Source organism: Streptomyces sp. x-80, from assembly GCF_046549095.1.
In the GTDB taxonomy this organism is placed as follows: domain Bacteria; phylum Actinomycetota; class Actinomycetes; order Streptomycetales; family Streptomycetaceae; genus Streptomyces; species Streptomyces celluloflavus.
In genome coordinates this window covers 285,297-297,264 of record NZ_JAJPWM010000010.1, presented here as the reverse complement: position 1 = coordinate 297,264, position 11,968 = coordinate 285,297, and the positions used below count along the sequence as shown (strand labels likewise).

11 protein-coding genes and 1 tRNA gene are annotated in these 11,968 nt (G+C 70.0%); 4 read left to right on the top strand and 8 right to left on the bottom strand.

Annotated elements, in window-relative coordinates; translation table 11 throughout:
- The first annotated feature begins 82 nt into the window (after positions 1-82).
- A tRNA-Asp gene (locus ACLJWH_RS22290) sits at positions 83-157 on the top strand.
- A gap of 186 nt (positions 158-343) precedes the next feature.
- The gene (locus tag ACLJWH_RS22285) at positions 344-577 is read left to right on the top strand and encodes a DUF6274 family protein (protein ID WP_411143530.1); all 234 of its coding nucleotides are present in this window, start codon (positions 344-346) and stop codon (positions 575-577) included.
- 529 nt (positions 578-1,106) lie between these two features.
- Here ACLJWH_RS22285 and bldC read toward each other — a convergent pair.
- Positions 1,107-1,313 carry a developmental transcriptional regulator BldC gene (gene bldC / locus ACLJWH_RS22280; RefSeq protein WP_003949541.1) on the bottom strand — a complete coding sequence of 69 codons (207 nt, stop codon included), beginning with the start codon at positions 1,311-1,313 and terminating at the stop codon, positions 1,107-1,109.
- Positions 1,314-1,869: 556 nt separating this feature from the next.
- On the bottom strand, positions 1,870-2,706 hold the full coding sequence (locus ACLJWH_RS22275) for a hypothetical protein (protein ID WP_411143495.1): 837 nt from the start codon (positions 2,704-2,706) through the stop codon (positions 1,870-1,872).
- Positions 2,707-2,919: 213 nt separating this feature from the next.
- Here ACLJWH_RS22275 and ACLJWH_RS22270 point away from each other — a divergent pair, with 213 nt between their 5' ends.
- Both ACLJWH_RS22270 and ACLJWH_RS22265 read left to right on the top strand, forming a co-directional pair.
- The gene (locus ACLJWH_RS22270) at positions 2,920-4,038 is read left to right on the top strand and encodes a Leu/Phe/Val dehydrogenase (protein WP_411143494.1); all 1,119 of its coding nucleotides are present in this window, start codon (positions 2,920-2,922) and stop codon (positions 4,036-4,038) included.
- Between the two features lie 363 nt (positions 4,039-4,401).
- Positions 4,402-4,650, top strand: a complete 249-nt coding sequence (locus ACLJWH_RS22265; RefSeq protein WP_052858509.1) for a DUF3073 domain-containing protein — start codon at positions 4,402-4,404, stop codon at positions 4,648-4,650.
- 113 nt (positions 4,651-4,763) lie between these two features.
- Here ACLJWH_RS22265 and purM read toward each other — a convergent pair whose 3' ends face one another.
- From purM to purS, 6 genes are all read right to left on the bottom strand, one after another.
- Entirely contained in the window at positions 4,764-5,858 is a 1,095-nt protein-coding gene (gene purM / locus ACLJWH_RS22260) for a phosphoribosylformylglycinamidine cyclo-ligase (protein WP_411143493.1), read from the bottom strand.
- Between the two features lie 32 nt (positions 5,859-5,890).
- Positions 5,891-7,450, bottom strand: a complete 1,560-nt coding sequence (gene purF / locus ACLJWH_RS22255) for an amidophosphoribosyltransferase (protein WP_052858595.1) — start codon at positions 7,448-7,450, stop codon at positions 5,891-5,893.
- A 354-nt stretch (positions 7,451-7,804) separates the two neighbouring features.
- A complete protein-coding gene (locus tag ACLJWH_RS22250; protein WP_411143492.1) occupies positions 7,805-8,599 on the bottom strand; it encodes a sterol carrier family protein in 795 nt (264 codons plus the stop codon).
- Positions 8,600-8,703: 104 nt separating this feature from the next.
- Positions 8,704-10,953, bottom strand: a complete 2,250-nt coding sequence (gene purL / locus ACLJWH_RS22245; protein ID WP_411143491.1) for a phosphoribosylformylglycinamidine synthase subunit PurL — start codon at positions 10,951-10,953, stop codon at positions 8,704-8,706.
- Positions 10,953-11,687 (bottom strand): phosphoribosylformylglycinamidine synthase subunit PurQ, encoded by a 735-nt coding sequence (gene purQ, locus ACLJWH_RS22240; RefSeq protein ID WP_411143490.1) that lies wholly within the window; start codon positions 11,685-11,687, stop codon positions 10,953-10,955. Before purQ ends, purL begins: the two co-directional genes overlap by 1 nt.
- Positions 11,684-11,929 (bottom strand): phosphoribosylformylglycinamidine synthase subunit PurS, encoded by a 246-nt coding sequence (gene purS, locus ACLJWH_RS22235; RefSeq protein ID WP_052858499.1) that lies wholly within the window; start codon positions 11,927-11,929, stop codon positions 11,684-11,686. Before purS ends, purQ begins: the two co-directional genes overlap by 4 nt.
- Positions 11,930-11,968: the final 39 nt, after the last annotated feature.

The window sequence follows — 11,968 nt, the reverse complement described above, 5'->3', positions numbered from 1 at the left end:
ACCGGCATCGGGTTCGACCACACCCCCTGACCTGCTGTACAGTCTTGCTTCGCAGCCCGCCGCAAGCGGAAAGCGAAAACAAGGTCCTGTGGAGCAGTTTGGAGTGCTCGCCACCCTGTCAAGGTGGAGGCCGCGGGTTCAAATCCCGTCAGGACCGCATCGATTCGGCCCGCATCCTCATCGGATGCGGGCCGTTGTGCTGTCCGGCCCCTGTGCCGATGAGCGCTCGGCCTGCCGGGTGCGGCGGACCGGACAGGCTCCGTCGGGCATCTTGACTGCGGCACGTACCGCCGGTACCCACAGAGGAGACGTGGGGGCCGGGGAGGCGCGTGCGATGACGACGATGACGACGGCGGTGCGGCACGAGACCAGGGCGCTGTTACGCGCCCATCTGGCGGCCGCGACGGGCTACCGCCATCTGACACGGCACTGTCCGATCTGCCATCAGCTCCTGCGGCTCGCCATGGAGCCGCAGGCGGCCCGTTCGCGGGACAAGGCGCCCGCGGGCACCCCCGCCCCTCCACCGGCCGTCTGCGGGCCTTCCGTGGCGGAGGACGAAAGTCCCTCGGCCCGGTGACCATCGGCGCCCTCCCCTCCCACCGTGCGGTGGCAGGCTGTTGAACGATGGCGGCGAAAGTTCACTACCGCAGCGGCCGTACCACCTTCAAGCACCACACCATGTGACGGGCGTCACCCAACAAGTTTCACAAGAGAGGGAACTTACACCCTCCCTACAGTCGGTCAATTTAATATGTGCAATTGCACCGCCCTCCAGTGGCACGAAACAAGACCGTGAGGTCGGTACAGGCAGGCCCTCACAGGGCCGCACAGGCCCCCCCTGCGGCACCGCGGCCGCACCCTCGACAGCGGACCGCCATCGGGCCGGCCGCAGGCGAACTGACGGGCGTACAGACAAAAAATCGCGCTGGACCCGGCGGAGTCCAGCGCGATTCATGACGTACCCGGGTGAAGCGGGTGTGGGCCCGTCTGAGCGGGCGCCGCGTCGTATGGAGCTGTGTGGAGCTTGGTGGAGCAGGTCGAGCAGATCGTGCCAAGTGGGCTTTTACGGGTTGGGGGGCCCGGAAACAGCCCGGTTATGCGGTTATTCAGGCCTCGCTGCGCTGCTGCGGGATGCCCGCGAGCAGTGCGCGGACCTCAGCCTCGCGGTAACGCCGGTGCCCTCCGAGCGTGCGGATGGACGTGAGCTTGCCTGCCTTGGCCCAGCGGGTCACCGTCTTCGGGTCCACGCGGAACATCGTGGCGACCTCGGCGGGCGTAAGCAGCGGCTCGGCGTCAGGGGTGCGAGCGGTCATGAGCGGCCTCCTCGGGAGAACCGAACCATCACGGTTCTTTCCTCTAAATTCTGCACCTTGACCCACGTTGCCCGAAATGGCAGACGCGGGCCGAGTCGGTTATAGGACGAACGGCTTGTCCTCGGCACTACAACTACACCATCTGTCCAACCACGTCGGCCAAACCGATGGAATTGCCCTCTCAGGTGTTCAACCTCGGCGGAAGCCGATGGACCATGCCATAGCGGACAGTCACACCGTCGTGACGATCAGTCACAACGTGATCAGGCGTCACTAGACCCCTCAAGGAACGCAATACCGATCTATCCGCCCATACTTGGGCGGAAGGAACCTTTGTCAGGCTCCTTGTCCTATTTTGGCACGAGGGTATGGCTTGTGGGCAAGGCCCGAAGTCAGTGCTTTAGGTCACCCTTGTGGCAATCGCCCGGATCGGGACCTACGTCCCACAGTGTCGGATCCGGCGGATCGTGACGCATCACGACGGCCACAACGGGCCGCGACGATCACGATGGCCACAATTCGCCGCACCCCGCGCCCCCGGAGCCCGCCCGGGGCCCTAGCTGGAGAACTGGCGTTCCCGCACCGCCCGCCACCGCTCCGACAGTTTCTCGTACGCGAGACCGGCCCGCGCACCGTCCCCGTCACGCAGTGCGGCCAGCCCCTCCGCCACTTCCGCGGCGGACCGGTCGTCCGCGAGCCGCCCCTCGGGCACCGCGTGCACCAGCCCGCCGTAATCCAGCTCCACGAGCGAGCGCGGGTGGAACTCCTCCAGCCAGCGCCCCACGTCCATCAGGCCGTCGATCAGCGGCCCCTCCTCCAGCGCGTCCCGCAGCGTCCGCAGCCCGCGCGCGACCCGGCGGCGTGCCTGCGCCATCGGCGTCCGGTAGCGCAGCAGCGGCCCCTGGCCGTTCTTGGTGTACTCCCGCTCGGCGTCGTCGAAGAGCACGAACCACCGGACCGGGACGTGCCAGGTCGCCCCGCGGATCCAGGGCCTGGCGTCCGGATTGCGCGCCAGCCACCGCTCGTAGTCGGTCGCCGCCTGCCGGCGCACCACCGGGGGCAGCGCCGCGTCCAGCACCGGCGCCGGCAGCAGCTCCGCCAGCTCCTCCAGCGCCTGCCAGCCGCGCAGCCGGGTGCGCCACGGGCAGACGCAGGTCACACCGTCCACGACGGCGACGAACGCGTCGGCGCTCTCGTGGACCGGCACCGGCACCGGCGGGGTCGGCAGCAGGTCCGCCAGCGCCCGGCGCTGCTCGTCCTGCGCCGTGGGGGTGTCCGCGCGCTTGGCATAGCGCGCCCAATGGGAGCGCTCCGGTTCGGGGAATGCCGCCAGCGGCTCGTAAACCCGCAAATAGGCCATATACGGGACCATCACCGACGACGCCAGGGCCACGCCCGCTCCTTCAAAGGAAAGTCCACCGCCGGGAGTTGCCTACCCCGCCCGGCCCGGGATACGGCAGATCGTGCCATGCCCGCCCCTCGTACGAGAGTGATCCTCCGCACCTGCCGGACCAGTGCGCCCCGGAAGTCTTACGCTCTTCCCGACCGGCCCTCCTCGCCTCCTGCCACAAGCGGGAGACCCCGCAGAGGGCGTCCTTCACGACATATGGGAGTCACTACAGTGACCGACGTACGTCCTGCCTCCGTCAGTGCCGACGGTGGCGTCCTGCACACCCTGTTCCGATCGGAGCAGGGCGGCCACGAGCAGGTCGTTCTCTGCCAGGACCGCGCCAGCGGCCTCAAGGCTGTGATCGCCCTCCACAGCACCGCTCTGGGACCTGCCCTGGGCGGCACCCGCTTCCACGCGTACTCCTCCGAGGAGGAGGCCGTGCTGGACGCCCTCAACCTGTCGCGCGGTATGTCGTACAAGAACGCCCTCGCCGGACTGGACCACGGTGGCGGTAAGGCCGTGATCATCGGCGACCCCGATCTGATCAAGACCGATGAACTCCTGCTCGCCTATGGCCGGTTCGTGGCCTCCCTCGGGGGCCGCTATGTGACCGCGTGCGACGTCGGCACCTATGTCGCCGACATGGACGTCGTCGCCCGGACCAACAAGTGGACCACCGGCCGCTCGCCCGAGAACGGCGGCGCCGGCGACTCCTCCGTCCTGACCGCCTTCGGCGTCTTCCAGGGCATGCGCGCCTCGGCCCAGCACCTGTGGGGCGATCCGACGCTGCGGGACCGCAAGGTCGGTATCGCGGGCGTCGGCAAGGTGGGCCACCACCTGGTCGAGCACCTCCTGGCGGACGGCGCCGAGGTCGTGGTCACGGACGTCCGCGCCGAGTCGGTGGAGCGGGTCCGCGCCAAGCACCCCCAGGTGGCGGCGGTCACGGACACCGAGGCGCTGATCCGCACCGAGGGGCTGGACATCTACGCGCCGTGCGCGCTGGGCGGCGCGCTGAACGACGGTTCGGTGCCGGTGCTGACCGCGAAGGTGGTGTGCGGCGCGGCCAACAACCAGCTCGCGCACCCCGGCGTCGAGAAGGACCTCGCCGACCGCGGCATCCTCTACGCCCCGGACTACGTCGTGAACGCCGGCGGCGTCATCCAGGTCGCCGACGAACTGCACGGCTTCGACTTCGACCGCTGCAAGGCCAAGGCGGCGAAGATCTTCGACACCACGCTGGCGATATTCGCTCGTGCGAAGTCGGACGGCATTCCGCCCGCCGCGGCGGCCGACCGGCTCGCCGAACAGCGGATGGCGGAGGGCCGGCGCGGCTGACAGGCGTCGCACCGGACGGCCGTGATCTCGGCGCCTCGGGGTCCCGCGCGGCTCCCCGAGGCGCTCCTCAGGCCGAAAATGCACCCTTGTGCGGCCCGCCGCGAGGGGGTGAGGGAGACATCTCTCACCACCCGTCGGCGGGTCGCCGTACAGGACAGGTTAAAATCGCAGTTGACCAGCGGGGACAGGGCGACCGAAGGTTGTGCCGAGCGGTGGGTGATACGGGCGACGTACCGTATGGCCGCGGAAGCAGGTACCGTTAAAGCTCTACGGACCGGTCTCTCTGCCGAGAGCCCGCTCCGAATCATGAACGCGTGTCAAGACTCTGGGGCCAACGAGCCCCGTCATTGAGGGGGTCGACCCATGGGGCGCGGCCGGGCCAAGGCCAAGCAGACAAAGGTCGCCCGCCAGCTGAAGTACAGCAGCGGTGGGACGGATCTCTCACGACTGGCCGACGAGCTGGGTGCATCGACGTCGAACCAGCAGCCTCCGAACGGGGAACCGTTCGAGGGCGAGAAGGACGACGACGACCCGTACGCAAAGTACGCGGATCGGTACAACAACGACGATGAAGACGAGGGCGACTCGTCCCACCAGCGTCGTCGCGCCTGACGCACCACTGTGCGTTCAAGGCACTGACAGCAGCATCACCGACCCGGTCCGGAGCATCACCCGGACCGGGTTCTGTGCTGCTCTGGTGACCGCCGCCCCGGCGGCCCCGCGGCTCAGCTCGCGTAGTCACCGGTCAGCGTCACTGCCTCTGCGTGGTCACCGCGCTCGACGATCTCGCCGCTGACCCAGGCGTCCACGCCACGGTCGGCCAGTACGGTCAGCGTGACGTCCACCGACTCCTGAGGTACGACGGCGATCATGCCGACGCCCATGTTCAGGGTCTTCTCCAGTTCCCGGCGCTCCACCGAGCCGGCCGTGCCGACCAGGTCGAAGACGGCGCCCGGCGTCCAGGTGGCACGGTCGACGGTGGCGTGCAGACCGTCCGGGATCACCCGCGCGAGGTTGTTGGCGAGGCCGCCGCCGGTGATGTGCGAGAACGCGTGCACCTCTGCCGTACGGGTCAGCGCCAGACAGTCCAGCGAGTAGATCTTGGTGGGCTCCAGCAGCTCCTCGCCGAGGGTGCGGCCGAACTCCGGGATCTCCCGGTCGAGCGCCAGCCCGGCCCGGTCGAAGAGGACGTGCCGGACGAGCGAGTACCCGTTCGAGTGAAGTCCGGAGGACGCCATCGCGATCACCGCGTCGCCCGCGCGGATACGGTCCGCGCCCAGCACCCGGTCGGCCTCGACGACGCCGGTGCCGGCGCCCGCGACATCGAACTCGTCCACGCCCAGCAGCCCGGGGTGCTCCGCGGTCTCGCCGCCGACCAGCGCGCAGCCGGCCAGCACACAGCCCTCGGCGATGCCCTTCACGATCGCGGCGACCCGCTCCGGGTACACCTTGCCGACGCAGATGTAATCGGTCATGAACAGCGGCTCGGCGCCGCAGACGACCAGGTCGTCGACGACCATGCCGACGAGGTCGTGGCCGATGCTGTCGTAGACGCCCATCTTGCGGGCGATGTCGACCTTCGTGCCGACGCCGTCGGTGGCGGAGGCCAGCAGCGGCCGCTCGTACCGCTTGAGCGCCGACGCGTCGAAGAGGCCGGCGAAGCCGCCGAGCCCGCCGACGACCTCGGGGCGGGTGGCCTTCTTCACCCACTCCTTCATGAGGTCCACGGCGCGGTCGCCCGCTTCGATGTCGACACCCGCCGCGGCATAGCTGGCACCGGCGCCCGCGGACTGCGCAGGCTCAAAGGACTCGGTAGGCATGGCCCAGAACTTTCGTGTCGTGTGTGTGCGGGCTACGGGCGGCGCAGCGCGTCGGCGCCGCCGACACCGGCCGTCAGCGTCCCGACGCCGTCCAGGTCCGGCTTGGCCTGACCAGCGTTCTCCGACTCCAGGAGGTGCTTGCCCAGCAGCCCCGGGTCGGGCAGGTCCATCGGGTATTCGCCGTCGAAGCAGGCCCGGCAGAGATTCGGCTTGGCGATGGTGGTCGCCTCGATCATGCCGTCGATGGAGATGTACGCGAGCGAGTCGGCGCCCAGCGACTTGCCGATCTCCTCCACGCTCAGCCCGTTGGCGATCAGCTCCGCGCGGGTGGCGAAGTCGATGCCGAAGAAGCACGGCCACTTGATCGGCGGGGACGAGATCCGGATGTGGACCTCGCGGGCGCCGGCCTCGCGGAGCATCCGCACCAGGGCGCGCTGGGTGTTGCCGCGGACGATCGAGTCGTCGACGACCACCAGGCGCTTGCCGCGGATCACTTCCTTCAGCGGGTTGAGCTTGAGGCGGATACCGAGCTGGCGGATGGTCTGCGAGGGCTGGATGAAGGTCCGGCCGACGTAGGAGTTCTTGACCAGACCGGAGCCGTACGGGATGCCGCTGGCCTCGGCGTATCCGACGGCCGCGGGGGTGCCGGACTCCGGCGTCGCTATCACCAGATCGGCCTCGGCCGGCGCCTCGGCGGCCAGCTTGCGGCCCATCTCCACCCGGGAGAGGTACACATTGCGGCCGGCGATGTCGGTGTCCGGGCGGGCGAGGTAGACGTACTCGAAGATGCAGCCCTTGGGCCTGGCCTCGGCGAACCTCGTGCTGCGCAGGCCGTTCTCGTCGATGGCGACCATCTCGCCGGGCTCGATCTCCCGGATGAAGCTGGCACCGCAGATGTCGAGGGCGGCGGTCTCGGAGGCCACCACCCAGCCGCGCTCCAGGCGGCCGAGGACCAGCGGGCGGATGCCCTGCGGGTCGCGGGCGGCGTACAGCGTGTGCTCGTCCATGAAGACGAGGGAGAAGGCGCCCTGCACCTTCGGGAAGACGCGGGGCGCGGCCTCCTCGACGGTCAGCGGCTTGCCGTCCTCGTCGACCTGGCCGGCCAGCAGCGCCGTCACGAGATCGGTGTCATTGGTGGCCGCGACCTGGGTCGCGCGGCCGCCTTCACGGGGCAGCGCGGCGACCAGATCCGCCAGCTCGGCGGTGTTCACCAGGTTGCCGTTGTGGCCGAGCGCGACCGAGCCGTGCGCGGTGGCACGGAACGTCGGCTGGGCGTTCTCCCACACCGAGGCACCGGTGGTGGAGTAGCGGGCATGGCCCACGGCGATATGGCCCTGGAGGGAGCCGAGGGAAGTCTCGTCGAAGACCTGGGACACCAGGCCCATGTCCTTGAAGACGAGGATCTGGGAGCCGTTGCTCACAGCGATGCCCGCGGACTCCTGTCCACGGTGCTGCAATGCGTACAGCCCGAAATAGGTGAGCTTGGCGACCTCTTCCCCCGGGGCCCAGACACCGAAGACGCCGCAAGCGTCCTGGGGGCCCTTCTCGCCGGGGAGCAGGTCGTGGTTGAGTCGTCCGTCACCACGTGGCACATCACTGAGTCTAGGGCAGGTCGCGGATTCATCCGAACCGGGGATGGCCGCTCTCTTGGACGCGTGCACAAACGGCGCGTGCGGCGTGCTTGACGCGACCGTGCGCGAACGGCCCGGATTTCCGGCCCGGCGCGCTCCGTGGGCCTTGCCGCGCCTGATCCCCGGCCGGTCCGCCCGCTCGGCGCGACCGCCGGGGCGGCTTCCCCGGCCGTCGCCGCCCCCGCCTTCGCCGCGTGTACGGAGCGCCGGATTCCGCCCCGTGCGCGGCTTGCGTCACCCGGACCGCCGGCTCACCGGTGTGAGATGCGCAACGTCCGGGGTGGCCGGTTCTGTGCGGGCCGGCCGCGGTCCGGTTCAGCGCAGTACGGGGAGGTATCCGCCGATGTCGGCGCGCTCGCCGCTGGCGCTGACGGCCGCCGCGTCCAGCGCCTCGTGCCACGCGGTACGGCCGGTCGCGAGCCGGAGCCAGGTCAGCGGGTCGGTCTCGACGACGTTCGGCGGGGTGCCGCGGGTGTGTTTGGGGCCCTCGACGCACTGCACCACCGCGAAGGGCGGCACCCGGACCTCGACCGACCCGCCGGGTGCCTTCACCGCGAGTGCGTCGGCGAGGAGGCGGGTGGCGATGGCCAGGGCCTGGCGGTCGTACGGGATCTCCGTGCCGGTCGCCGCCGCCAGGTCATCGGTGTGCACGACCAGTTCGACACAGCGGGTGACCAGGTAGTCGTCCAGCCGCATCGCGCCGAAGCGGGTGGCCAGCAGCCGGTCCGCGGGGGCGGCCGGGAGGACCTCGGCGAGCTGCTCCGCGGTGCGCGTCAGCAGCGCGTCCGGGTCGTCGGCGGCCAGGGCCCGGGTATCGGCGTCGATCCCGGCCGCGTGCGGCGCGGTCGCGGACGGCCAGTCCAGCAGCGCGACCCGCTGCTCCGGCGGGGCCGGCCGCGCCAGATTCCGCGCCACACCGCCCAGCGTCATCGACAGATGCGCGACCAGTTCGCGCACCGTCCAGTCACCGAGCCGGGTCGGCCGCGCGAACTGCTCGGGTGCCAGCGCCCGTACGGCCGCGTGCACGTGCGCGCACTGCGCGGTGAGGGCGGCACGGGTCTTGGCGGGGTCGTAACTGCGGGTGCGGGACCTGCCGCGGGCCGGAGACATGGCGCCGAGGCTACCGGGCGCGTCCGGCAGGGCCGCGGGCCGTCCGCCGACGACGACGGTCCGCCCCCGGAGCGGGGACGGACCGTCGTGGCAGCGGCGGACGCTCAGGCGAGGATGGCCGGAATGGTCTCCTCGTGCGCCACCTTCAGCTCGCTCAGCGGGATGCTGAACTGGCCCTGGATGTCGATCTCCGTGCCGTCGATCACGCCGATCCGCGTCGCCGGCAGGCCACGCGCACCGCACATGTCGTTGAAGCGGAGCTCCTCGCTGCGCGGAACGGCGACGATCGCCCGGCCCGCCGACTCCGAGAAGAGCAGCACGAACGGGTCGACGCCGTCCGGGACGACGATGCGCGCGCCCTTGCCGCCGCGCAGGCACGACTCCACCAGGGCCTGGATCAGACCGCCGTCGGAGAGGTCGTGCGCCGCGTCGACCATGCCGTCCCGGGACGCGGAGATCAGGATCTCCGCGAGCAGCTTCTCGCGGCCCAGGTCCACCGTCGGCGGCAGGCCGCCCAGGTGGTCGTGGACGACCTGCGACCAGGCCGAGCCGCCCAGCTCCTCCTTGGTGTCACCCAGGAGGTAGATGAGGTGGCCCTCGTCCGCGAACGCGATCGGGGTGCGGCGGCTGATGTCGTCGATGACGCCGAGCACCGCGACCACCGGCGTCGGGTGGATCGCCGCCTCACCGGTCTGGTTGTAGAGCGAGACATTGCCGCCGGTGACCGGCGTGCCCATCTCCAGGCAGCCGTCGGCCAGACCGCGGATCGCCTCGGCGAACTGCCACATGACGGCCGGGTCCTCGGGCGAGCCGAAGTTCAGGCAGTCGGAGACCGCCAGCGGCTTGGCACCGGTCGCGGCGACATTGCGGTACGCCTCGGCGAGCGCCAGCTGCGCGCCCGTGTACGGGTCGAGCTTGGTGAACCGGCCGTTGCCGTCGGTGGCGATCGCGACGCCGAGGTTGGTGTCCTCGTCGATACGGATCATGCCGGAGTCCTCCGGCTGCGCCAGGACGGTGTTGCCCTGCACGAAATGGTCGTACTGACCGGTGATCCAGGACTTGGACGCCTGGTTCGGCGAGGCGACGAGCCGGAGCACCTGGGCGCGGAGCTCGTCCGCGTCCGCCGGGCGGGCGAGCTTGTTCGCGTCGTCGGCCTGGAGGGCGTCCTGCCAGGCGGGACGGGCGTACGGGCGCTCGTAGACGGGGCCGTCGTGCGCCACCGTCCGCGGGTCGACGTCGACGATCATCTCGCCGTGCCAGAAGATCTCCAGCCGGTCGCCGTCGGTCACCTCACCGATGACGGTGGCGGTCACGTCCCACTTCTCGCAGATGGCGAGGAAGCGCTCGACCTTCGACGGCTCGACGACCGCGCACATGCGCTCCTGCGACTCGCTCATGAGGATTTCCTCGGGCGAGAGCGTGGAGTCGCGCAGCGGTACGTCGTCCAGCTCGACGCGCATCCCGCCCGAGCCGTTGGAGGCCAGCTCGCTGGTGGCGCAGGAGAGGCCGGCCGCGCCGAGGTCCTGGATACCGACGACCAGCTTCTCGGCGAACGCCTCCAGGGTGCACTCGATGAGCAGCTTCTCCTGGAAGGGGTCGCCCACCTGGACGGCCGGGCGCTTGCTGGGCTTCGCGTCGTCGAAGGTCTCCGACGCCAGGATGGAGGCGCCGCCGATGCCGTCGCCGCCCGTGCGGGCGCCGTAGAGGATGACCTTGTTGCCGCTGCCCGACGCCTTGGCGAGGTGGATGTCCTCGTGCCGCATCACACCGATCGCACCGGCGTTGACCAGCGGGTTTCCCTGATAGCAGGCGTCGAAGACGGTCTCGCCGCCGATGTTGGGCAGGCCCAGGCAGTTGCCGTAGCCGCCGATGCCCGACACCACGCCCGGCAGGACGCGCTTGGTGTCGGGGTGGTCGGCGGCACCGAACCGCAGCGGGTCCACGACGGCGATCGGGCGGGCGCCCATCGCGATGATGTCGCGGACGATGCCGCCGACGCCGGTGGCCGCGCCCTGGTAGGGCTCCACATAGGAGGGGTGATTGTGCGACTCCACCTTGAAGGTGACCGCGTAACCCTGGCCGACGTCGACGACACCGGCGTTCTCCCCGATACCGACGAGCAGTGCGTCGCTCTCGGGGGCTTTCTCACCGAACTGCTTCAGATGGACCTTGCTGCTCTTGTAGGAGCAGTGCTCGGACCACATGACCGAATACATGGCCAGCTCGGCGCCGGTGGGCCGGCGGCCGAGAATTTCCCGGACGCGCTCGTATTCGTCCTGCTTCAGGCCCAGCTCGGCCCACGGCTGGTCGATGTCCGGCGTCTCGGTCGCGTGCTTGACGGTGTCCAGAGTCATCAGGCGTTGACCAGCTTCTTCAGGATCGAGGTGAAGAATCCGAGACCGTCCGTACGGCCCGAACCGATCAGCGGCTCGACGGCGTGCTCGGGGTGCGGCATGAGGCCGACGACGTTGCCCGCCTCGTTGGTGATACCGGCGATGTCGCGGAGCGAACCGTTCGGATTGACGTCCAGGTAGCGGAACGCCACCCGGCCCTCGGCCTCCAGCATGTCGAGGGTGCGCTCGTCCGCGACGTACCGGCCGTCGATGTTCTTGAGCGGGATGCTGATCTCCTGGCCGGCCTCGTACTCCGCCGTCCAGGAGGTGTTCGCGTTCTCCACCCGCAGCTTCTGGTCGCGGCAGATGAAGTGCAGGTGGTTGTTGCGCAGCATCGCGCCGGGCAGCAGGTGGGTCTCGGTGAGCACCTGGAAGCCGTTGCAGATGCCGAGGACCGGCATACCCGCCCTGGCCTGCTCGATCACGGTCTCCATCACCGGCGAGAACCGGGAGATGGCCCCGGCCCGCAGGTAGTCGCCGTACGAGAAGCCGCCGGGCAGCACCACGGCGTCGACCTGCTTGAGGTCCTTGTCACGGTGCCACAGCGGCACCGCCTCGGCTCCGGCGAGCCGGACCGCGCGCTGGGTGTCGCGGTCGTCGAGCGTGCCCGGGAAGGTGATGACACCGACCCGGGTGTTACCGCGGCCCGATGGGCCGTCGCCACCTGCGGTGGCGGGCGACGGGCGGGCGGTCATGAGTCGACCCGCACGGTGAAATCCTCGATGACGGTGTTGGCGAGGAAGGTCTCGGCCATCTCGCGGATGCGGGCGAGGGCGGCGTCGTCGACCGGTCCCTCCACCTCAAGTTCAAAGCGCTTGCCCTGACGGACGTCGGCGATTCCCTCGAAACCCAGGCGTGGCAGTGCACGCTGCACCGCCTGCCCCTGCGGGTCGAGGATCTCCGGCTTGAGCATGACGTCGACTACGACGCGTGCCACTGGCACTCCCGGTGGTGTGGTGCGTAAGGCGGTGACCTC

Bases quoted from the DNA above. Each gene is read 5' to 3' on its own strand.
- ACLJWH_RS22285 (WP_411143530.1), top strand. From the start codon at position 344: ATGACGACGGCGGTGCGGCACGAGACCAGGGCGCTGTTACGCGCCCAT.
- bldC (WP_003949541.1), bottom strand. From the start codon at position 1,313: ATGACCGCTCGCACCCCTGACGCCGAGCCGCTGCTTACGCCCGCCGAG.
- ACLJWH_RS22270 (WP_411143494.1), top strand. From the start codon at position 2,920: ATGGGAGTCACTACAGTGACCGACGTACGTCCTGCCTCCGTCAGTGCC.
- ACLJWH_RS22265 (WP_052858509.1), top strand. From the start codon at position 4,402: ATGGGGCGCGGCCGGGCCAAGGCCAAGCAGACAAAGGTCGCCCGCCAG.
- purM (WP_411143493.1), bottom strand. From the start codon at position 5,858: ATGCCTACCGAGTCCTTTGAGCCTGCGCAGTCCGCGGGCGCCGGTGCC.
- ACLJWH_RS22250 (WP_411143492.1), bottom strand. From the start codon at position 8,599: ATGTCTCCGGCCCGCGGCAGGTCCCGCACCCGCAGTTACGACCCCGCC.
- purL (WP_411143491.1), bottom strand. From the start codon at position 10,953: ATGACTCTGGACACCGTCAAGCACGCGACCGAGACGCCGGACATCGAC.
- purQ (WP_411143490.1), bottom strand. From the start codon at position 11,687: ATGACCGCCCGCCCGTCGCCCGCCACCGCAGGTGGCGACGGCCCATCG.